21 protein-coding genes and 1 pseudogene are annotated in these 18,732 nt (G+C 65.9%); 9 read left to right on the plus strand and 13 right to left on the minus strand.

From position 1 onward, the window contains the following. Positions 1-204: 204 nt before the first annotated feature. Positions 205-378: a hypothetical protein gene (locus ACF8C6_RS04055; RefSeq protein WP_392498106.1), complete on the plus strand. Its 174-nt coding sequence runs from the start codon at positions 205-207 to the stop codon at positions 376-378. A gap of 13 nt (positions 379-391) precedes the next feature. On the opposite strand, the gene moaE is transcribed toward ACF8C6_RS04055, so the two are convergent. From moaE to ACF8C6_RS04075, 4 genes are all read right to left on the minus strand, one after another. Beyond that, positions 392-844, minus strand: a complete 453-nt coding sequence (gene moaE / locus ACF8C6_RS04060) for a molybdopterin synthase catalytic subunit MoaE (RefSeq protein ID WP_392498108.1) — start codon at positions 842-844, stop codon at positions 392-394. 1 nt (position 845) lies between these two features. Further along, positions 846-1,091 carry a MoaD/ThiS family protein gene (locus ACF8C6_RS04065; protein WP_277688564.1) on the minus strand — a complete coding sequence of 82 codons (246 nt, stop codon included), beginning with the start codon at positions 1,089-1,091 and terminating at the stop codon, positions 846-848. Further along, positions 1,088-1,564 carry a cyclic pyranopterin monophosphate synthase MoaC gene (moaC, locus tag ACF8C6_RS04070; RefSeq protein WP_392498109.1) on the minus strand — a complete coding sequence of 159 codons (477 nt, stop codon included), beginning with the start codon at positions 1,562-1,564 and terminating at the stop codon, positions 1,088-1,090. The genes ACF8C6_RS04065 and moaC overlap by 4 nt, the downstream gene beginning before the upstream one ends. 109 nt (positions 1,565-1,673) lie before the next feature. Continuing rightward, positions 1,674-3,065 carry a PhoH family protein gene (locus tag ACF8C6_RS04075; protein WP_277688562.1) on the minus strand — a complete coding sequence of 464 codons (1,392 nt, stop codon included), beginning with the start codon at positions 3,063-3,065 and terminating at the stop codon, positions 1,674-1,676. Between the two features lie 475 nt (positions 3,066-3,540). Between ACF8C6_RS04075 and yaaA the strand changes: the two genes are divergently transcribed. The 3 genes from yaaA (at position 3,541) to ACF8C6_RS04090 (ending at position 5,591) form a co-directional block, all read left to right on the plus strand. Further along, complete coding sequence (yaaA, locus tag ACF8C6_RS04080) at positions 3,541-4,320, plus strand: peroxide stress protein YaaA (RefSeq protein ID WP_392498110.1); 780 nt, start codon at positions 3,541-3,543, stop codon at positions 4,318-4,320. A 69-nt stretch (positions 4,321-4,389) separates the two neighbouring features. Beyond that, the gene (locus ACF8C6_RS04085; protein WP_392498112.1) at positions 4,390-5,223 is read left to right on the plus strand and encodes an SDR family oxidoreductase; all 834 of its coding nucleotides are present in this window, start codon (positions 4,390-4,392) and stop codon (positions 5,221-5,223) included. Positions 5,224-5,228: 5 nt separating this feature from the next. After that, positions 5,229-5,591 carry a hypothetical protein gene (locus ACF8C6_RS04090; protein ID WP_392498113.1) on the plus strand — a complete coding sequence of 121 codons (363 nt, stop codon included), beginning with the start codon at positions 5,229-5,231 and terminating at the stop codon, positions 5,589-5,591. A 1-nt stretch (position 5,592) separates the two neighbouring features. On the opposite strand, the gene ACF8C6_RS04095 is transcribed toward ACF8C6_RS04090, so the two are convergent. Next, positions 5,593-6,546 carry a PA2778 family cysteine peptidase gene (locus ACF8C6_RS04095; protein WP_392498178.1) on the minus strand — a complete coding sequence of 318 codons (954 nt, stop codon included), beginning with the start codon at positions 6,544-6,546 and terminating at the stop codon, positions 5,593-5,595. After that, positions 6,546-6,944, minus strand: a complete 399-nt coding sequence (locus tag ACF8C6_RS04100; RefSeq protein WP_392498114.1) for a PA2779 family protein — start codon at positions 6,942-6,944, stop codon at positions 6,546-6,548. The genes ACF8C6_RS04095 and ACF8C6_RS04100 overlap by 1 nt, the downstream gene beginning before the upstream one ends. Positions 6,945-7,006: 62 nt before the next feature. Between ACF8C6_RS04100 and ACF8C6_RS04105 the strand changes: the two genes are divergently transcribed. Next, positions 7,007-7,645 carry a 2'-5' RNA ligase family protein gene (locus ACF8C6_RS04105; protein WP_392498115.1) on the plus strand — a complete coding sequence of 213 codons (639 nt, stop codon included), beginning with the start codon at positions 7,007-7,009 and terminating at the stop codon, positions 7,643-7,645. A 26-nt stretch (positions 7,646-7,671) separates the two neighbouring features. Here the strand turns inward: ACF8C6_RS04105 and ACF8C6_RS04110 are convergent, their stop codons facing one another. Next, positions 7,672-8,139, minus strand: coding sequence for a phosphate-starvation-inducible protein PsiE (locus ACF8C6_RS04110; RefSeq protein WP_392498116.1), 468 nt, complete (start codon positions 8,137-8,139; stop codon positions 7,672-7,674). Between the two features lie 149 nt (positions 8,140-8,288). On the opposite strand from ACF8C6_RS04110, the gene ACF8C6_RS04115 reads away from it, so the two are divergent. Beyond that, positions 8,289-8,552 carry a YebG family protein gene (locus ACF8C6_RS04115; protein ID WP_392498117.1) on the plus strand — a complete coding sequence of 88 codons (264 nt, stop codon included), beginning with the start codon at positions 8,289-8,291 and terminating at the stop codon, positions 8,550-8,552. Positions 8,553-8,700: 148 nt separating this feature from the next. Here the strand turns inward: ACF8C6_RS04115 and ACF8C6_RS04120 are convergent, their stop codons facing one another. From ACF8C6_RS04120 to ACF8C6_RS04140, 5 genes are all read right to left on the minus strand, one after another. Then, the gene (locus tag ACF8C6_RS04120) at positions 8,701-9,804 is read right to left on the minus strand and encodes a dihydrolipoamide acetyltransferase family protein (protein ID WP_392498118.1); all 1,104 of its coding nucleotides are present in this window, start codon (positions 9,802-9,804) and stop codon (positions 8,701-8,703) included. Between the two features lie 25 nt (positions 9,805-9,829). Next, positions 9,830-10,819, minus strand: coding sequence for an alpha-ketoacid dehydrogenase subunit beta (locus tag ACF8C6_RS04125; RefSeq protein WP_392498119.1), 990 nt, complete (start codon positions 10,817-10,819; stop codon positions 9,830-9,832). Next, positions 10,812-11,909, minus strand: a complete 1,098-nt coding sequence (gene pdhA / locus ACF8C6_RS04130; protein ID WP_392498120.1) for a pyruvate dehydrogenase (acetyl-transferring) E1 component subunit alpha — start codon at positions 11,907-11,909, stop codon at positions 10,812-10,814. The genes ACF8C6_RS04125 and pdhA overlap by 8 nt, the downstream gene beginning before the upstream one ends. A 94-nt stretch (positions 11,910-12,003) precedes the next feature. Then, positions 12,004-13,026: a Leu/Phe/Val dehydrogenase gene (locus ACF8C6_RS04135; RefSeq protein WP_392498121.1), complete on the minus strand. Its 1,023-nt coding sequence runs from the start codon at positions 13,024-13,026 to the stop codon at positions 12,004-12,006. A gap of 307 nt (positions 13,027-13,333) precedes the next feature. Continuing rightward, complete coding sequence (locus tag ACF8C6_RS04140) at positions 13,334-14,329, minus strand: NAD-dependent epimerase/dehydratase family protein (RefSeq protein ID WP_392498122.1); 996 nt, start codon at positions 14,327-14,329, stop codon at positions 13,334-13,336. A gap of 1,651 nt (positions 14,330-15,980) precedes the next feature. Here ACF8C6_RS04140 and ACF8C6_RS04145 point away from each other — a divergent pair. Beyond that, a pseudogene (locus tag ACF8C6_RS04145) lies at positions 15,981-16,493 on the plus strand (methyl-accepting chemotaxis protein); the annotation flags it as partial. A gap of 214 nt (positions 16,494-16,707) precedes the next feature. On the opposite strand, the gene ACF8C6_RS04150 reads toward ACF8C6_RS04145, so the two are convergent. Then, on the minus strand, positions 16,708-17,592 hold the full coding sequence (locus tag ACF8C6_RS04150; protein WP_392498123.1) for a LysR family transcriptional regulator ArgP: 885 nt from the start codon (positions 17,590-17,592) through the stop codon (positions 16,708-16,710). A gap of 99 nt (positions 17,593-17,691) precedes the next feature. Here ACF8C6_RS04150 and ACF8C6_RS04155 point away from each other — a divergent pair, with 99 nt between their 5' ends. Both ACF8C6_RS04155 and ACF8C6_RS04160 read left to right on the plus strand, forming a co-directional pair. After that, a complete protein-coding gene (locus ACF8C6_RS04155) occupies positions 17,692-18,093 on the plus strand; it encodes an ACT domain-containing protein (protein ID WP_392498124.1) in 402 nt (133 codons plus the stop codon). Between the two features lies 1 nt (position 18,094). After that, entirely contained in the window at positions 18,095-18,703 is a 609-nt protein-coding gene (locus ACF8C6_RS04160) for a LysE/ArgO family amino acid transporter (protein WP_392498125.1), read from the plus strand. Positions 18,704-18,732: the final 29 nt, after the last annotated feature.

Below are 18,732 nucleotides of genomic sequence, written 5' to 3' on the forward strand. Positions count from 1 at the left end.
GCACGATCTCTCCTGCGGCACGATTCGAGAAGCAAGCATGGACGCGAACAGGCTCGTGCGCCTAGCCATTCAAAGACTTAATTACTCAGCTGGTCCGGGCAAATGATGCGGCATAACGGCGAGCGATAAGCGCCCCAGACTTGCCCCGGATCAGTTCAACGCAGCGGCGCGCCGTCTACCCTGAGGAAAACAAGGGGGAGCACCATGGACAGCTTCAACATCATGCTGGCGCTGCTGGTGAGTGGTTTTCTGCTACTCGGTTTCGGTTTCAATTACCGCGAGCACGAATGGGGCGTGCGCCTGATCGGCGTGGGCGTGCTGGTCACCCTCATGCCCATCGCCTTTCGCCTGTACCTGGCCCTGCACGTGCCAAGTTGAATAGTGCCGCAGGTCAGTCGTGCCAGCGTTGCAGCGCGGCCTGGTCGCTGGCGCGCCCTTCGACCCAGCGCTCGCCTTCCGGCGTGTCTTCCTTTTTCCAGAACGGCGCACGGGTCTTCAGGTAATCCATGATGAAGTTGCAGGCGTCGAAGGCCGCCTGGCGATGGGCGCTGGCGGTGCCGACGAAAACGATCGGCTCGCCCGGCCGCAGGCGGCCAACCCGGTGTAATACCTCGACGCGCAGCAGCGGCCAGCGCTCGCCGGCCTCGGCTGCGATCTTCTCCAGGGCCTTCTCGGTCATGCCCGGGTAGTGCTCGAGGAACATGCCGCGCACGTCCTGGCCATCGTTGTAGTCGCGCACGTAGCCGATGAAGCTGGCCACCGCGCCAATGCCCAGGTTGGCGGCGTGCAGCGCATTGACCTCGACGCCCGGATCGAACGGCTCGGCCTGAACCCGAACACCCATCTCAGCCTCCGGTCACCGTGGGGAAGAAAGCCACTTCATCACCATCGGCCAGCTCGGTTTCCAGGCTGCACAGCTCCTGATTGCGTGCACACATCAGATTCTGCTCGGCCAGTACCTGCCACACGCCGCCGCGCTCCAGCAGGTGCTGGCGCAGCGCCTCCAGGCTGGTCAGCTCGCCGCCCTGCAATTGCTCGCCGTCGATGCCCAGCACCTCACGGTAACGGGCGAAATACTGCACGCGGATCATTCGGCCTCCTCCAGGCGGTACTCGCCACTCTTGCCACCGGCCTTGTGCAGCAGACGGACGTTCTCGAGGGTCATGCCGCGATCCACCGCCTTGCACATGTCGTAAATAGTCAGCGCGGCGACGCTGGCGGCGGTCAACGCCTCCATCTCCACACCGGTCTGCCCGGCCAGCTTGCAGCGCGCGACGATACGCACGCAGTCGTCACCCTCTGCGGCCAGCTCGACCTTGACGCCGGTCAGCAGCAGCGGATGGCACAGGGGGATCAGCTCATGGGTCTTCTTCGCCGCCTGGATACCGGCGATGCGCGCCACGGCAAATACGTCGCCCTTGGGATGATCGCCGTCAACGATCATGCGCAGGGTCTCAGGCAGCATGCGTACGCGCGCCTCGGCACTGGCCTCGCGCGAGGTCACCGCTTTGTCGGTGACGTCGACCATGTTGGCGCGGCCCTGGGAATCGAGATGGGTCAACACAACGAAACTCTCCTCGTCGGCACCGCGAGCGCGGCGCCTGCCCGAGCGATTGTATACAAGTTATCCCGCAATGGGTCAGCGGGCGGCCGCAGCCGCCCGCCCGGCGGTACTACATATGGCTTTCGGCGTACTCGGCCAGCACCGAGCGCGGCACACCCTGCAGGGTGATGTGCACGCCGTGTTCGAAGTCCTTGAAGCGTTCGGTGAGGTAAGTGAGGCCCGAGCTGGTGGCGGACAGGTAGGGCGTGTCGATCTGCGCCAGGTTGCCCAGGCAGATCACCTTCGACCCCGTACCGGCACGGGTGATGATGGTCTTCATCTGGTGCGGCGTGAGGTTCTGGCACTCGTCGATCAGGATCAGGCTGTGCTGGAAGCTGCGCCCGCGGATGTAGTTGAGCGACTTAAACTGCAGCGGCACCTTTTGCAGGATGTAGTCGACGCTGCCGTGGGTGCTCTCGTCGTCCGAATGCAGCGCCTCCAGGTTGTCGGTGATGGCGCCGAGCCAGGGCTCCATCTTCTCCGCCTCGGTGCCGGGCAAAAAGCCGATGTCCTCATCCAGCCCCTGCACGCTGCGGGTGGCGATGATCCTCCGGTAACGCTTGCTGACCATGGTCTGCTCGATGGCCGCAGCCAGCGCCAGGATGGTCTTGCCCGAGCCGGCGGCGCCGGACAGGTTGACCAGGTGAATGTCCGGATCGAGCAGCGCATAGAGCGCCAGCGACTGGTACACGTCACGCGGACGCAGACCCCAGGCTTCCTGATGCAGCAAGGGTTCCTGGTGCAGGTCGAGGATGGTCAGGGTGCTGCCTTCGATACCTTTTACCCAGCCGACGAAACCCTGCTCGTCGATGATGAACTCGTTGACGTGCACGGCCGGCAGGTTGTCGGTGAGCTGTACCTGATGCCAGGTGCGGCCATGGCCCTGGCGGGTCTCGACCTTGCTCACCCGGTCCCAGAACGAGCCGTCCATGTTGTGGTAGCCGCGCGACAGCAGGGACACGTCGTCCACCAGCTGGTCGGTGTGATAGTCCTCGGAAGCGATACCACAGGCACGCGCCTTCAGGCGCATGTTGATGTCCTTGGTCACCAGCACCACGGGCGAGCCGCTGCGGCGGCTCTGCAGCTCCACCAGCTGGTTGATGATCTTGTTGTCGTTGAGGTGCTCGGGCAGCCAGGTGATAGGCTCCGCGCGCTTGCTCATCAGGATCGACAAGGTGCCCTTGGGCTCGTTCTTGCCGCGTTGAATCGGTACGCCCTGTTCCACCTCCTCGGGCGTGGCTTCACCCAGCATCTGGTCGATCAGGCGGATGGCTTGGCGGCATTCGGCGGCGACGGTGTGTTTGCCGGTCTTGAGCTTGTCCAGCTCCTCCAGCACGGTCATGGGGATGGCGACGTGGTGTTCCTGGAAATTCAGCAGCGCGTTGGGATCGTGGATCAGGACGTTGGTGTCGAGGACATACAGGGTGGGCTGGGTAGAGCGGGTGCGTCCGTGATCATCCATACTCGGTCACCTTATCGAGAGGCCAGACGGCGACGGGGCGACAGCGCTCCGTCGCGGGAGAACCGCCGTCCTGCCGGGGCTGTCGACAGGGTGCCTGCAAGGTGATGGCCGAGGCCCGCCACCTGTGCTGCAGGGTTCGGCGGTCTGACTTCGTTAATACCCCAATCTTGATGACGGGAAAAAGACTTTTTTCGTCATCGCCAGGCTTTTTTATCGGCGCGACGAATAACCCTTGGCGGCCTTGGCACGCACCGTTAAAGTCGGAAGTCCTGCTGCTGCAACCCCCCGCGAAAAAACCACTCCCCATATCCTGAAATCGCCTGCAAAAGCCCTCTGCCTCGAGCTTTCAGGAGAAATGCCATCATCCTCGTGCACCCGACTCGCCGCGCCCGGCCTGTGCGCCAATCAACCTGATAGGTAGAGCTACGTGCGGCATCCGGCCTAGAATCGCGTCACGCTTTCTGGAGACGATCCGATGTTGATGGTGATTTCGCCTGCCAAGACGCTCGACTACGAGACCCCGCCCACCACCCCGCTGTTCACTCAGCCCCAGCACCTGGACCACGCCCAGGAGCTGATCGCCCAGCTGCGGCAGATGAGCCCGCAGCAGATCGGCGAGCTGATGCACCTGTCGGACAAACTGGCCGCACTCAACGTGGCGCGCTACGGCAGCTGGGAGCGGCCATTCAACCCGTCCAACGCCAAGCAGGCGCTGCTCGCCTTCAAGGGCGACGTCTATACCGGGCTAGCCGCCGAGGACTTTTCCGAAGCCGACTTCGACTTCGCCCAGCGCCACCTGCGCATGCTGTCCGGCCTGTATGGCGTGCTGCGCCCGCTCGACCTGATGCAGCCCTACCGCCTGGAGATGGGCACCAAGCTGGCCAACGCCCGCGGCAAGAACCTCTACGAGTTCTGGGGCGACGACATCAGCGGCTGGCTCAACCAGGCCCTGGCCGAACAGGGCGACGAGGTGCTGCTCAACCTGGCCTCCAACGAATACTTCGGCGCGGTCAAGCGCAAGGCGCTGAACGCCCGGGTGATCGACACCGAGTTCAAGGACCTGAAGAACGGCCAGTACAAGATCATCAGCTTCTACGCCAAGAAGGCCCGCGGCCTGATGGCGCGCTATGTGATCAAGGAGCGCCTGCGCGACCCGGCCGGACTCAAGGACTTCAACTACCAGGGTTATCGCTACAGCGCCGAGCAGTCCAAGCCGGACAGCCTGGTGTTCCTGCGCGATCATCCCGAGGACTGATCATCTGATATCGGGTGGCAACGGCACCGCCTTTTCCACCCGCCCTACCTCTGATTGCAAGGAATCGCCATGAGCCAACCCGTCGCCCTGATCACCGGCTGCTCCAGCGGCATCGGCCGTGCCCTGGCCAATGCCTTCCAGGCCGGCGGCTATCGGGTGTTCGCCGCCGCGCGCAAGGGCGCGGACCTGGAAGCGCTGAGCAGCGCCGGTTTCACCGCGATCAAGCTGGACGTCAATGACGCGGCCGACATCGCCCGCGCCTACGAGCGCCTGAACGCCGAAGCCGGACGCCTCGATGTGCTGGTCAACAACGCCGGTTACGGCGCCATGGGCCCGTTGCTCGATGGCGGCGCCGAGGCCATGCGCCAGCAGTTCGAAACCAACGTGTTCAGCCTGGTGGAACTGACCCGCGCCTGCTTCCCGCTGCTGCGCGCCAGCCGCGGCCTGGTGGTGAACATCGGCAGCGTATCGGGGGTGATGGTCACGCCGTTCGCCGGTGCCTACTGCGCGTCCAAGGCGGCGGTGCACGCCCTGACCGATGCCCTGCGCCTGGAACTGGCGCCCTTCGCCATCGACGTCATGGAAGTGCAGCCGGGTGCCATCGCCTCCAGCTTCGGCGCCAGTGCCAGCGCCCAGGCCGAACAGCTGATCCGCGAGGACTCGCCCTGGTGGCCGCTGCGCGAAGGCATCCGTGCCCGCGCCAGGGCCTCGCAGGACAAACCCACCCCGGCCGAGGACTTGGCCGCCACCCTGCTCGCCGCCGTACGCAAGCCCAAGCGCCCGGTGCTGCTGCGCATCGGCAACGGCAGCCGCGCCCTGCCCCTGCTCGCCCGCTGGATGCCGCGCAGCCTGCTGGACAAGGTGCTGAGCAAGCGCTTCGGCCTCGACCAGCGCCTAAGCTGAGCGCCATGACTCGCCGTTTCCCGCTCTACCAGTACGCCCTCGGCGGCGCGGCGGCGGTGTTCGCGCTCAACCTGCTGGCGCGCGTGCTGCTCAAGCTCGGCGGCTACCCGGCCACCCTGCTGGTGGCGGTGCTGGTCGCCCTCGGCCTGCGCTGGCTGTTTCGTCGCCTCGAAGGCCACCTGCCCGGCCATGCCGAGGCCTGGGGCCTCAACCTGCTCTATGCCGGCGTGCTCGGCCTGCTCTATCTCGGCCTCTGGGGGCTGATGTGGCTGAAGGACGAACCGGGCTATATGGGCCAGCTGATTTTCCTCCTGCACTACCTGACCTACCCGGCCGCCCTGGCGCTCTGCCTGCATACGAGCCGTTAGTTCAGGGCGTCGGGCAGCGCGGCAATGGCTGGCAGGCTCCTGACAAGGGGACGGCCGTGGACAGCGGCGCGAGCAGGCGTTCGTCCTGCGGCGCGAGGCGCTGCGCGCAGCTACGCGCCGCCTGCGCCTGAGCCACACAGCCACGCTCGTTGAGCAACTCGGACAGGTTGAACCAACCCGCCGCGAAATCGCCGCGCCGGTCCAAACTGCTGCGCAACGCCATCTCGGCCGCCACCCGGTCACCCTGGGCATAGTGCAGGTTGGCCAGGGCAAAGCCGGGCAACGCCTCGTCTGGCCAATGTGCGATAGCGGTGCGATAAGCCGTTGCGGCGGCCGCATGCTGGGCGGTCTGCTCCAGGTCGCTGGCCGCCTGCAGCCAGGCACCCAGCTGGGGCTCGGCCGGCAGGCGATCCGGCGGCAAGGTCAGTACCGCCCAACGCTCGGCGCGTGCCCAGGTGCGGTCGAACGCCGTGAAATCGGTAGTCCAGCGCTTGTGGGTCGCCGAGCGCAGTACCAGTTTCTGGCGTGAGCGGTCGTAGCCGACTACCACGGCGAAGTGCCACTGGGGATACCAGTCGAGCCCCAGGTTCTGCATGACCAGCACCGGGTTGCCCGCCGCGATCTGCGCCAGCACGGCCTCCAGCCGCGGGCGCAATGGATAGACCAGTTGCCCCTGCTGACGCGCCGCCGCGACCAGCTCGACCTTCAGGCTGCCCTTGCGCCCCGGCAGGTAAACGCTCGGCAACAGCGCCTCGGGCGTGGTGCGCACGCCACGCTGCACCAGCATGGTTGCCAGCGCCGCCGGGCCACACTGGTAATCCTCCTGGGGAAAGAATGGCGTTTCGACCAGTTCCGCACGCGGCGGCAACAACTCGCTGCTGGCCGGCAGCTGTACCTGCCGACCGGCACAGCCGGCCAGCAGGATTACCAGGGCAAGGCCAATAACCCGCCCGATCAACGCACACACTTCACGAAGGAGAAGATGTCCGTCGCGCAGAGCATGTCGGTGATGATGAAGATCACCAGGAACAGCACGATGATGCCCACCACGCCAGCGCCGGCAGGCTCTTCGGACAGCTGCTGATTGAACTGGGCCAGTTCAGCAGGCGTCAGGCTGTCGATGCGTTTCTCCACCTGGGCGCGGTCCACCCCCAGATCGGCCAATTTCTCCTGCACCTGCCGATCATCGAGCATGGCGCGCAGCTGTTGTCGGTCGACTTGTTGCTGTTGTTCCTGCAGCACCTCAGGCGTGCCGAGCATGGCGGCGCTGGCCATCGGCAGATGAGCAAACAGGGCAAGATGCAGAGCCGCCAGGGTGGCGGCAAGAAAACGCATGAAGGGATGTGCACGCATGATGGTATTACCTCTTGGTGTTGTTATCGTCTTGACCTCCAGGCACTCAATGCGGTTCCAACATGTTGCTCTCCGACCCGACCCATGCACCCGATCAATTGCTGCCTTGTGAACTGCTCGACCATCCACAGTGGCACCGTGGTCGACAGCGCTATGCGTTATGGTCGATCCCCGTGGAATGCCCGGCAGTGCTATCGCGCATGCAAGCTGCCCGCGAGCTGCTCGGCGACTGGCTACAGCCCGCTGGCGAGCGCCAGGCTCACATCACCCTGTTCGTTTGCGGCTTCCCCTGCGCCAACGCCCGACATGACGACGACATAACCCTGGCTCAGCTGGACGCCCAATACGAAGCGCTTGCCCGCCTGCAACTGGCGCCTTTCGAGCTGCTCATCGGCGGGCTCGACAGCTTCGCCAGCGCGGCATTTCTGCGCGTACATGTCGAGCCCCCTCTGCAGCAGCTACGTCTGGCACTGGCAGGCATCACCCCGGAAGTACGCCAGGCGCCCTATGTCCCGCACCTCACACTGGGCCTGTATCGCTGCGCCGCCAGCGCCAGTGACTGGCGCAGACGCACCCAGCCCATGCAGGACCTTCAGCGCCTGCGCCTGCCCGTGCGTGAAGTGCAGTTGCTCAGCTACGAGGCGGCAATACCACAGGGCCCGCTCAGGATTGAGCGGCAGCTGGTGTTACGCGGCGGCTGAGCCTGCCGCCAGGCGACGGGGCGCCGTCAGCTTTCTTCGGCACTGCGCCCCAGACGAACCGGCGCCTGCACCGAAGGAAAGCGCGAGGAGGCAAAACGCACCACCAGAATCGCCACCGCCAGCAGCAGAATCGCCCCCGAGACATACACCACCCCCATGTCCGGACGGTGGTGGTGGGATACATCGGAAATCAGCAGGCGGGTCAGCGCAGTGATCGCCACATAGATCAGGAAGCGTACCGGCATGTGGTTGGTCTTGAAGTAGATGCCGACCATGGCCCCCAGCTCCAGGTAGATGAACAGCAACAGGATGTCATCCACCGTGATATGCCCCTTCTCCAGCATGCCGAGAAAGGCCACCACCGAAGCCCAGGCCGTGATCCCGCCAATGGCGAAAAGCGCCAGATAGTGAAACGACTCCACCAGCAGATTGCCCAGCGACTGGGCCACTTCATGCATGCCGCCACGCAGCTCATCGACTCTGTTCAGATTCATCAGCACACTCCTTGGGTTACTGCTCAGACTGGCCACATTTGATGACAACGGCTATGCAGGATGAAGGCCAGGGGTTGCGTGAGCCTGAGACAATCAAATACTGTATATCCATACATATCAAGCAACTAGCTACAGGAATGAGGTGATGAATGGCCGTCGAAGTGGTGTATCGCAGCAGTCGAGATCCGGAGCGCCTGTTCATGGATAAGGCCGAAGCCGATCGTTACGACAAGATGCTGGAACTGGCCGAGGCGCTGTCCTCTGCGCTGCACAAGGCCGTGCCCTCGCTGAACGAGGAGCAGGTCGAAGAACTGGGCATCTTCATGGCCAAGAACCGCGACACCTTCGCCAAGGCCTTCAAGAACCAGCCGGATGCCCTGGCCGAGCTGCAGGCGGATTCCGCCGACGCCTAAGGTCGATGCAGGCTGCGTAACCGCGGCCTGCTGCAGGGTCCCCGGCGCCCCTTCCATAGACGATCTTGCCGTTAATGCCCTGTCTGGCCAGAGATCGGCAGCCGAGCTTCGCGGCACACCGAGGGAGCTGGCCTCGTGAAAAGCGGGCTCAGGCCGCTTCCAGGGCTTCGACCAGCGCCTTGAGAAAGCGCGCCGCCTCGCCACCGGTGGCCGCACGGTGATCGAAGGTCAGCGACAGTGGCAGCACCGGATGCACCGCCGGCTGCCCTTGCCAGGCCACCACCTCGTCGCGGATGCCACCGGCGCCGATGATCGCCACCTGCGGCGGCACCACGATGGGGTTGGCGTAGCGGCCGAACAGGTTGCCGAAGTTGGACAGGGTAATGGTCGCGCCCATCATCTCCTGCGGCGGGATGGAGCGCGCCTGCACGTCGGCGCGCAAGCGCGCCATGCCTTCTTTCAGATCCTCCGCGCTGCGCTCGCCGACATTGCGCAGCACCGGCACGAACAGGCCATCCGGAGTGTCCACAGCGATGCCCAGGTCGAGCCTGTCATGCTGACGAATCGAAGGCCCACGGCCGTCGAACCAGCTGTTGAGCACCGGTTCTACCGTGCAGGCATGGGCGATGGCCTTGGCCAGGCGGATCAACGGATCGCGCGCCTGGCCCCAGCGGTGCAGGTCGGCATCGCCATAGATGGTCACCGGCACCACCTCGGCATGCGACCTGGCCATGTTGATCGCCATGCTGCGCCTGACGCCACGTAGACGCTCGCCGCCGATGCGCGACGAGGCCACCTGCGCGGCACCTTCCACGTCGGCAGCCGTGATCAGGCCGTCGGCACCGCTACCAGCCAGCCCCGCCAGATCGACCCCCAGCTTGCGCGCCAGTTGGCGTACCGCTGGCGTGGCACGTGGCGCCAGGTGCTCGCGGGTCGAAGGCGCGGCGCCGACGAAAAAGCTGTCCTCCTGGGCCGAATGACCACCCTCCAGGCGGCCGACCACGGTGCCGGCATCCGCCTCACCCTCGTAAGCCAGCAGCGGTTCTCCCACATGCAGCAAGTCGCCCTCGCTGCCGAAGGTCTTGGCCACCACGCCGTCATAGGGCGCCGGGATATCGACGATGGCCTTGGCCGTTTCCACCGACACCAGCAGCTGGTCGGCCTTCACCGTGTCACCGGCCTTGACGTGCCACTGCACGATCTCGGCCTCCTGCAGGCCTTCACCCAGGTCGGGCAGCTTGAAGTATTTCATCGCGGGCCTCCTTGTTCTCGGGGCGTCAGGCGTAGTTCAGGGTGGTGTCGCAGGCGGCGAGGATGTCCTCGACGCCAGGCATGTACAGCTGCTCCAGGCGATACAGCGGCGGCGGAATATCCGGCGCGGTGACCCGCTGGATCGGCGCCTGCAGATCGAGCAGCGCGCGCTCGTACAGGCTGGCGGCGATCTCCGCGCCCACCGCACAGGACCTGGGGGCCTCGTGCACGATCACGCAGCGCCCGGTCTTGCGCACCGAGGCTTCCAGGGTGTCGAGGTCCAGCGGCTTGAGACAGGCCACGTCGATCACTTCGCAGCTGACGCCTTGCTCGGCCAGGCGCTCGGCGGCCTGTAGCGTTTCGTGGATGCTCGCGCCCCAGCTGACCAGGGTGAGGTCACCGCCCTCGCGCAGGGTGAAGCAGCTGTCCAGCGGCAGGCGTTTGCCATCGTCGAGCAGCGGCTGCGGGTTCATCCGGTACAGCCGCGTGGGTTCGAGAAACACCACCGGGTCGGGATCGTCGATGGCCGCCAGCAGCAGGCCGTAGGCCCGTGCCGGTGACGAGGGGATGACCACGCGCAACCCCGGGATATGGGCGAACAGCGCCTCGGTGCTCTCGCTGTGATGCTCCGGCGCACGGATGCCCGCGCCCATCGGGCTACGCAGCACCATCGGGCAGGTCAGCCGGCCACGGGTACGGTTGCGCATCCGCGCGGCATGGGCCAGCACTTGCTCCATGGCGGCGAAGACGAAACCGAGGAACTGGATCTCCATCACCGGCTTCAAGCCCTGCGCGGCCATGCCCACGGTCAGCCCGGCGATCATGGTTTCCGCCAGCGGCGTATCGAGCACGCGCTTGAAGCCAAAGCGCTCGCGCAGCCCCTGGGTGGCGCGGAACACGCCACCATTGACGCCGATGTCCTCGCCCAGCACCACCACATTCTGGTCTTCCTGCATGGCGCGGTGCAGGGCCAGGTTAACGGCTTCCAGCAGGGCGTACTTCTTCACCTCATTCATGCTCCTGCCCTCCCGCGCGGCGCGCCGCACGCTCGGCCAGCCACTCGCGCTGCTCGGCCAGGGCCGCCGGCCAGCGTGCATAGACATGCTCGATGGCCGCCTCGGGCGCGGGCACTTCGACTGCGTCGAAAGCGTCCACCGCCTGTTGTACCAGCGCCTGACACTCGCCGATCAAGGCCTGCTCGCGGCCCTCGTCCCACATGCCCTGCAGGAGCATGAAGCGCTGCAGGCGCTTGATCGGTTCCTCGTCCCAGGCCTGTTTCACTTCTTCGGCACTGCGGTAGCGGGTGGCATCGTCAGCGGTGGTGTGGTCGCCCAGGCGATAGCTGAGGCACTCCAGCAGGGTCGGTCCCTTGCCTTGCCGTGCCCGGTCGAGGGCGTGGCCAATCCGCTCATACACCGCCAGCACATCGTTGCCATCGACCTGCTCACCATGAAAGCCTGCACCGACCGCCTTCTGCGCCAGGGTCGGTGCGCCACTCTGGATGCGTCGCGGCGTGGAGATGGCCCACTGGTTGTTGTTGACCACGAAGACCACCGGCAGCTGCCAGGCGCCAGCCACATTGAGCGCTTCGAGGAAGTCGCCCTTGCTGGTCGCGCCGTCGCCGCAGGTGGTCACCGCCACCCGATGCTGACCACGGATCTTGAACGCACTGGCCACGCCGCAGGCATGCAGGGCCTGGGTGGCAATCGGCACGCACAGCGGAAAATCCTCGGCTACGGCCGGGTCGGCGTAGGCGCTACCGCGCTCGTCGCCGCCCCAGTAGAGCAGAATCTCCTCCATCTTCACCCCGCGCATCAGCTGCACGGCGGTGTCGCGGTAGTAAGGCACCAGCACGTCCTCGGCATGCATGCGGCAGCCGATGGCCACGCCAATGGCCTCCTGACCGAGGGTCGGTGCATAGGTGCCGATACGGCCGGTGCGCTGCAGGGCCACGGCCTTCTGGTCAAACAGGCGGGTCAGCTGCATCTGCCGGTACAGGCGCGCCAGCAGGTTGCAATCGTCGGCCCAGGCCGGCAACTCGCCGAGCAGACGACCATCGGGCGCCAGGTAACGGGTCAGGGGCAGGTCAAGCGAACACTGAGTCATCACACTCCTCCTCGCGGCACACCGGGTAGGCATGCGCTGTGGCCTCGCGCTTGTGGCGCCAGGCATGCGGGCAGCAAGGCTCCGGGCAGGGAGGCTAGCTGCCGTAGAGCAGGCGTTCGGCCAGGCTGTCGGCCACCCGCGCCGGCGAGCGCTTGTCGGCCTGGGCGTGGGCGTAGATCTCGGTCAGGCGCTCGGCGATCTTGGTCAGATGCGCGGTGATCAGTGGCAGCGCCTCGCCGCGATGCTTTAGGGCGACGTAGATCAGCCCGCCGGAATTGATCACGTAATCCGGCGCATAGAGGATGCCGCGCGCCTCCAGTTCATCGGCCATCTCGGCGCTGGCCAGCTGGTTGTTGGCCGCGCCGGCCACCGCCGCACAGTGCAGCTTGCCGACGGTCTGCGGGTTGAGCACGCCCCCCAGGCCGCAGGGCACCAGGATGTCGCAGGGTGTACTGAGCAGCGCCTCGTTGCTTACCGGATGGGCGTCGAGTTCCTCCACCGCCAGTTGCAGCCGGCCGGAATCGAGGTCACTGACATACAGCTCGACCCCAGCCGCCGCCAGTTGCTGGGCCAGGGCGTAGCCAACATTGCCCAGGCCCTGAATGGCCACCCGCAGGCCATGCAGGTCGTCGCCGCCGAGGCGCGCCCGGGCCGTGGCACGGATGCCGGCGAACACGCCCATGGCGGTGTGCGGTGAAGGGTCGCCGGCGGCCGTGGTGCTGGTGACGTGGCGGGTCTGCTGGGCGATGCAGTCCATATCGGCGCTGGAGGTGCCGCTGTCCACGGCGGTGATATAGCGACCGCCCAGCGATTCGATCATGCGCCCGAAGGCCTCGAACAGCGCGCCGCGGTTGTCCAGGTGCGGCGGACGGATGATCACCGCCTTGCCGCCACCCTGCGCCAGGCCGGCCAGGGCAGCCTTGTAGCTCATGCCCTGGGCCAGACGAATGGCATCGCGGATGGCGCTGTCGTCGTCGGGGTAGGCCAGGTAGCGGCAGCCGCCCAGAGCAGGGCCGAGTTTGCTGCTGTGAATGGCGATGATGGCTCGCAGGCCGGTGGCAGAGTCTTGGGCAAGATGCAGGGCTTCGAGCCGGGCGTTTTCCATCATGGCGAACATGCGGACGACCTCTCTGGCTTTACGGCCAGTATAGGTCGCCTGCAGCGTTCGCCTGGATCGGCCAGTTATAAGCAGGCAGGATTTATATGGTTCTTCGCAGCGTCAGGGAGAGCATGGGTTGCGGACGGGTAAATGTGCTGTGGCGAGCGTGTTGCAGAAGAGCCAAGGGCGGCTTTTGTGGGCGCGACTTCAGTCGCGATAAAGCCGGTGAAAACGCATCGCGGCCCAAGCCGCTCCCACGCAGGTTGCTTGCGGGTCTTCACGCTCCGCATGCCACTCGCCCCTTCGCATAACCCGCGAATCCCGCTCAGGCTCGATTGCCCTGCACCTTCCACCAGGTACAGAACTCCTCCAGCGCCGTCCAGATCGGCACCTGCGGCTCGTAGTCCAGGTACTGGCGGGCGCGGGAAATATCCAGGGAGAAATCCCGCGCCATCACCGCAACGCCGAGGCGGAACAGCGCTGGTTGCGGCCGCCCCGGCAGCAGCTTGCAGACCGTCTCGTTGAGCGTCGCCGCGGTGTAGGCCAGCGGATAGGGCATGTGCTTGCTCACCGGTGGCAGATTGAACTGCCGCAACACGAAGTTGACCACGTCCCACAACGGCAGCGGCGCGCCATTGCTGATGTTGTACACCTTGCCCAGCGCCGGCCCGGCGGCCAGCAGGCTGCTGAACAGGGCATCGTTGAGGTTCTGCACGCTGGTGAAGTCGACCTTGTTCAGACCGTCACCTATGACCATCAGCTTGCCCTTGCGGTGCATCTCGATCAGCCGCGGGAAGATGCTGGTGTCGCCGGCACCAGTGACGAAGCGTGGGCGCAAGGCGATTACCTCCAGGCCGAACTCCTGGGCCTCCATGACCTTCAGCTCGGCCAGGTACTTGGTGGCGCCATAGTGGTCGACGAAGGTTTTCGGCACCTGCTCTTCGCGCAGGCCGACGTGCGACTTGCCGTCGAAATACACCGAAGGCGAGGACAGATGCACCAGGCGCCGCACCTTCTGCCCCAGGCAAGCCTCGATGACGTTCTGGGTGACCATCACGTTGGCCTGGTGGAAGTGCTGGTAGGTGCCCCAGGTGCCTACGGCGCCGGCGCAATGCACCACCATTTCCACGTCACGGCAGAGCTTGTGCACCAGGTCGGCATCACTCAGATCGCCCTGAACGAACTCGGCACCACGCTTGATCAAATGCTGCACCGCTTCGGGGCGCCGCCCGTTGACCCGCACCGTCAGGCCCTGTTCCAGGGCAAAGCGGGCAAAGCGCCCACCAATGAAACCGCTCGCGCCGGTTACCAGAATCTTCATCTGCAGCTTCCCAATTCCGATCTTGTTATTGCCAGCGACTCTAGCAGCCACGGCGGCTTCTGCCTGTTGCCCTGTCGGCCAAAAAGACGGCTTTGCAACGCCTCGCTCGATTTTATTTACAGACGTAAAACTATTTGCACGCTTCTTGCAGAATCTTTGACACCCTAGCGCGTTGTCACCTATCTACCCGCGGAGCCGTATCATGCCGTTGCGTCTCAAGCTTGCCCTCAGCTTCCTGCTGCTGGGCCTTATCCCGGTACTGGCCATGGCCATCACCGTCTATCTGCAAGCCAGCCATTCGCTACGGGAGCAGGCCCTCAACAGCCTGGAAGCCGTAGCGAATATCAAACAGCAGCAACTGCAGGACAACTGGCAGGCACGCAACAACCAGCTGAGCACCCTGGCCAGCAACCTCGGCACCAGCTATGCCGGGCTGGATGACAACGCGCTGCTCAGCACTGCCAACTATGACCGGCCGATCTTCGAGAACTTCACCAAGACCTTCGGCTACCGCGAGCTGAAGCTGGTATCGCGCGATGGCCAGGTGCTGTTCAGCCTGCAGCGCGGCGCCGACTACCAGCAGAACCTGAGTGATGCCGCCTGGCGCAATACGCCGCTGGGGCAGGTGGTGCGCGCCACGCTGGACAGCGGCAAGGCACAGGTGGGTGACCTGGCGGTGAGCATGCCCGGTGCCGAACCCAGCCAGTTCCTCGCCGCGCCCGTCAGTGAAGAAGGCGAGCTGCAACTGCTGCTGGTCCTGGAGCTGCCGCTGTCCGAACTGAACCGGGTCATGCAGACCCGCCAGGGCCTGGGCGAATCCGGTGAGACCTATCTGGTCGGCCCCGACGCACAGCTGCGTTCGGATTCGGCGCGTTTCGAGGATCGCCGCGTGGCACGCCAGGACAGCGAACCTTCTGCGGCGCTACCGGGCAGCGCCATCGGCCGCGCCCTGAGTGGCGAGCAGGGCCGCCTGGCCGAGGCCGGGCTCAACGGTCAGCCGGTGCTCAAGGCCTTCGTACCCGTGCAGCTGGATGACCAGCGCTGGGCCCTGATCGCCGAGATGGACCAGGCCCAGGCCTATGCTCCGGTACGTACGCTGATGTGGCAGGTGGTGGTGCTGGTAGTGCTGACCATAGTCGGTGTAGCGCTGGCCACCTGGCTGGTCAGCCGCAGCGTGATGCGCCCGCTGGGTGGCGAACCGCGCAAAATGGCCGAGCTGGCCAGGCGCCTGGCCGCCGGTGAATTGCGCCTGCAGGGTGACGAGGGCCAACAGGACGGCCTGATGCTTGCGCTGCACGAGATGGCCCGGGCCTGGCGCGAGGTGGTCGAGCGTCTGCGCCAGGCCAGCCAGGCGGTTGGCAGCGCCAGCGGCGATATCCTCGGTGCCGCCGGGCAGACCAGTCATAGCCTGGACGCACAACAGGAAGCGCTGGAGCTGGTGGTCAGCGCCGTCGACCAGATGGCAGCCACCGTACAGGAGATCGCCAGCAGCGCCAGCCAGAGCGCCGATGGCAGCGCCGCCGCGCGTGATGCCTTCGTCACCGTGCAAGGCAGCCTGCAGCGCATGGTTGGCCAGCAGGATCAGCTGCTGGCCAACCTGCGCGAGGCCGATCAGGTGGTACAGACCCTGGCCAGTGACAGCCAGCAGATCGGCTCTGTGCTCGACGTGATCCGCGCCATCGCCGAGCAGACCAACCTCTTGGCGCTGAACGCCGCCATCGAAGCGGCCCGCGCCGGCGAGCAGGGCCGCGGCTTCGCCGTGGTGGCCGACGAGGTTCGCAACCTGGCCCTGCGCACGCGCAGCGCTACCGAGGAAATCGTCGGCATCGTGGCCGCCCTGGGCGAATCATCCAGCCGGGCCAGCGAGCGCATGGGTGCCTCCAGCCAGCAGGCACGGGATCTGGAGGTACAGACCCAGGCGCTGATCGGCTCGCTCGACCAGCTCGACGACTCGCTGCAGAGCGTGCACGCGCTGGCCTTCCAGATCGCCGCGGCGGCCGAGCAGCAGGCGGCCACCACCCAGGAAGTCAATCAGCACATGCACCGCCTCAATGACATGACCGGCGAGAACCGCCGCACCGCCGCGCACACCCGCGACTGCGGCGAACACCTGCGCAAGGTGGCCGGCAGCCAGGAACAGCTGGTGGCGCAGTTCCAGCTCTGACCCCGCGCGACTCCCATCGGTCGGGTAGAGCAATGCCCGTAGGCTGGGTAGAGCGAAGCGAAACCCGGCGCATTCCCGACTCCGCCGCTGGGTTACGGCCTTTGGCCTAACCCAGCCTACACAAACACATCGCCTCGCGACACGCAGCGCCCCGCTCCGCCCCGTAGGCTGGGTTAGCCGCCCAGCGGCGTAACCCAGCGAAACAGGCAGCAACCTAGACCAGCCAGCCCCCCACGCCCTTCTCCAGGTGACGGGTCAGGCTGCTCAGCAACTCCCCGCCATTACGCCAGTGATGCCAGTAGAGCGGCACATCCAGCGGCCGCTCGGGCAACAGTTCGACCAGCTCGCCGCTCGCCAGCTCGCGCTGTACCTGCAGCTCCGGCACCAGCCCCCAGCCCAACCCGGCACCGGCCAGGCGAATGAAGCCTTCCGAGGACGGGCACAGGTGATAGTTGAAGGCGCCATTGAGCCCCAGGCTGGCCATATAGCGGTGCTGCAGCAGGTCATCCGGACCGAAGACAATGGCCGGTGCCCGCGCCATGCTTTCGGCATTCACCCCGGCGGTGAAGTGGCGAGCGATAAAGCCCGGGCTGGCCAGCGCGCGATAGCGCATGGCGCCCAACGGCAGCGCCCGAGCGCCCGCCACCGGCCGCTCGGCGGCACACACGCAGGCCGCCACCTCGCCGGCACGCATGCGCTTGAGGCCAACGTCCTGGTCCTCCACCACCAGATCCAGCAACAGTTTGTGCTCGGCACAGAAGTCGCCCACCAGCGGTGCCCACCAGGTTGCCAGGCTGTCCGCATTGAGGGCGATGCGCAGGCGCTCCACCGGCTGGTCTTCCGCCAGGGCCGGCACCTGGCCCTGCAGGTCACGCTCCAGCAGGCGCACCTGCTGCACATGGTTGAGCAGGCGCCGGCCGACTTCGGTCGGTGCCGGCGGCGTGGCACGCAGCAGCACCGGTTGGCCGACCCGCGCCTCCAGCAGCTTGATCCGTTGCGACACTGCCGACTGCGACAAGCCGAGCAGCTGCGCCGCACGCTCGAAGCCACCCTGCTCCACCACGGCGGCCAGGGCGGCGAGCAGCTTGTAGTCGAACATAAGATTTCCTAATGAGAGATCAGCATGATTTGTTTTTCTTATACAGCGCCAACACCGAGACTGGCCAGCATCCACTCACCGCCACCTTAGGAAAACACCATGGCCGGAGAAACCGATCTGAACACACTGCTGGCCAGCCTCTCGCCCCGCCTCAACCCGGGCGAATTCGTGTTCTGCTGCGTCAGCGATGCAGCAGTGATCGCTAGCGCCAAGGCCCTCGGCAGCTTTCAGGAAAGCGAAGGCACGACGTTGATCCTCGCCCGCGCCGAGGCCGATCGCCTGGGCCTGAGTTATGACTATGTGGCCGCCTGGATCACCCTGGAGGTGTACTCGGCGCTGGCCGCCGTCGGCCTCACCGCCGCGTTTGCCACCGCCCTGGGCCGCGCCAACCTCAGCTGCAACGTGATCGCCGGCTACCACCACGATCACCTGTTCGTCGCCCATGGCGATGCGGACAAAGCCATGTCCGTGCTGCGCCAACTGGCCGTGGAGGGTTGCTGAAATGTGGCAGAGCTACCTCAACGGCCTGCTGGTCGCTGCAGGCCTGATCATCGCCATCGGTGCGCAGAACGCCTTCGTCCTGGCGCAGAGCCTGCGCCGCGAACATCACCTGCCCACCGCAGCCCTCTGCGTGCTGTGCGATGCCCTGCTGGTCAGCGCCGGGGTGTTCGGCCTGGCCGCCGTGCTGGCGCAAAATCCAACCCTGCTGGCCGTGGCCCGCTGGGGCGGCGCGGTCTTCCTGCTCTGGCTGGGCGTACAGGCCCTGCGCCGGGCACTCAACCCACAGGCCCTGCAGCAGCAGGACAGCGGCCCGCGCTCGCGCCGCGCCGTGCTGCTGGCCGCCCTGGCGGTGACCCTGCTCAACCCCCACGTGTACCTGGATACCGTGCTGCTGATTGGCTCGCTCGGCGCCCAGCAACCGGTGCCTGGCGCCTATGCCTTGGGCGCCGCCAGCGCCTCGGCCCTGTGGTTCTTCACCCTGGCCCTGGGTGCGGCCTGGCTCGCCCCCTGGCTGGCACGACCGGCCACCTGGCGCCTGCTCGACCTCACAGTGGCCGCCATGATGTTCGCCATTGCCGCACAACTGATCCTGCACGCGCCGGGAGCATGACCACAGCCGCGCCGCGGCGGTATGCTGCG

The sequence above is a fragment of the Pseudomonas sp. zbq_18 genome, assembly GCF_043102245.1.
Lineage (GTDB): Bacteria > Pseudomonadota > Gammaproteobacteria > Pseudomonadales > Pseudomonadaceae > Aquipseudomonas.

What these genes read in the sequence shown, in the direction of transcription:
- moaE (WP_392498108.1), bottom strand. Translation starts at nt 844, where the DNA reads ATGGGTGTTCGGGTTCAGGCCGAGCCGTTCGATCCGGGCGTCGAGGTC.
- ACF8C6_RS04115 (WP_392498117.1), top strand. Translation starts at nt 8,289, where the DNA reads ATGGCCGTCGAAGTGGTGTATCGCAGCAGTCGAGATCCGGAGCGCCTG.
- ACF8C6_RS04135 (WP_392498121.1), bottom strand. Translation starts at nt 13,026, where the DNA reads ATGTTCGCCATGATGGAAAACGCCCGGCTCGAAGCCCTGCATCTTGCC.
- ACF8C6_RS04140 (WP_392498122.1), bottom strand. Translation starts at nt 14,329, where the DNA reads ATGAAGATTCTGGTAACCGGCGCGAGCGGTTTCATTGGTGGGCGCTTT.
- ACF8C6_RS04065 (WP_277688564.1), bottom strand. Translation starts at nt 1,091, where the DNA reads ATGATCCGCGTGCAGTATTTCGCCCGTTACCGTGAGGTGCTGGGCATC.
- ACF8C6_RS04150 (WP_392498123.1), bottom strand. Translation starts at nt 17,592, where the DNA reads ATGTTCGACTACAAGCTGCTCGCCGCCCTGGCCGCCGTGGTGGAGCAG.
- yaaA (WP_392498110.1), top strand. Translation starts at nt 3,541, where the DNA reads ATGTTGATGGTGATTTCGCCTGCCAAGACGCTCGACTACGAGACCCCG.
- ACF8C6_RS04075 (WP_277688562.1), bottom strand. Translation starts at nt 3,065, where the DNA reads ATGGATGATCACGGACGCACCCGCTCTACCCAGCCCACCCTGTATGTC.
- ACF8C6_RS04160 (WP_392498125.1), top strand. Translation starts at nt 18,095, where the DNA reads ATGTGGCAGAGCTACCTCAACGGCCTGCTGGTCGCTGCAGGCCTGATC.
- ACF8C6_RS04085 (WP_392498112.1), top strand. Translation starts at nt 4,390, where the DNA reads ATGAGCCAACCCGTCGCCCTGATCACCGGCTGCTCCAGCGGCATCGGC.
- ACF8C6_RS04090 (WP_392498113.1), top strand. Translation starts at nt 5,229, where the DNA reads ATGACTCGCCGTTTCCCGCTCTACCAGTACGCCCTCGGCGGCGCGGCG.
- ACF8C6_RS04155 (WP_392498124.1), top strand. Translation starts at nt 17,692, where the DNA reads ATGGCCGGAGAAACCGATCTGAACACACTGCTGGCCAGCCTCTCGCCC.
- ACF8C6_RS04055 (WP_392498106.1), top strand. Translation starts at nt 205, where the DNA reads ATGGACAGCTTCAACATCATGCTGGCGCTGCTGGTGAGTGGTTTTCTG.
- ACF8C6_RS04105 (WP_392498115.1), top strand. Translation starts at nt 7,007, where the DNA reads ATGTTGCTCTCCGACCCGACCCATGCACCCGATCAATTGCTGCCTTGT.
- ACF8C6_RS04110 (WP_392498116.1), bottom strand. Translation starts at nt 8,139, where the DNA reads ATGAATCTGAACAGAGTCGATGAGCTGCGTGGCGGCATGCATGAAGTG.
- ACF8C6_RS04120 (WP_392498118.1), bottom strand. Translation starts at nt 9,804, where the DNA reads ATGAAATACTTCAAGCTGCCCGACCTGGGTGAAGGCCTGCAGGAGGCC.
- ACF8C6_RS04125 (WP_392498119.1), bottom strand. Translation starts at nt 10,819, where the DNA reads ATGAATGAGGTGAAGAAGTACGCCCTGCTGGAAGCCGTTAACCTGGCC.
- ACF8C6_RS04100 (WP_392498114.1), bottom strand. Translation starts at nt 6,944, where the DNA reads ATGCGTGCACATCCCTTCATGCGTTTTCTTGCCGCCACCCTGGCGGCT.
- pdhA (WP_392498120.1), bottom strand. Translation starts at nt 11,909, where the DNA reads ATGACTCAGTGTTCGCTTGACCTGCCCCTGACCCGTTACCTGGCGCCC.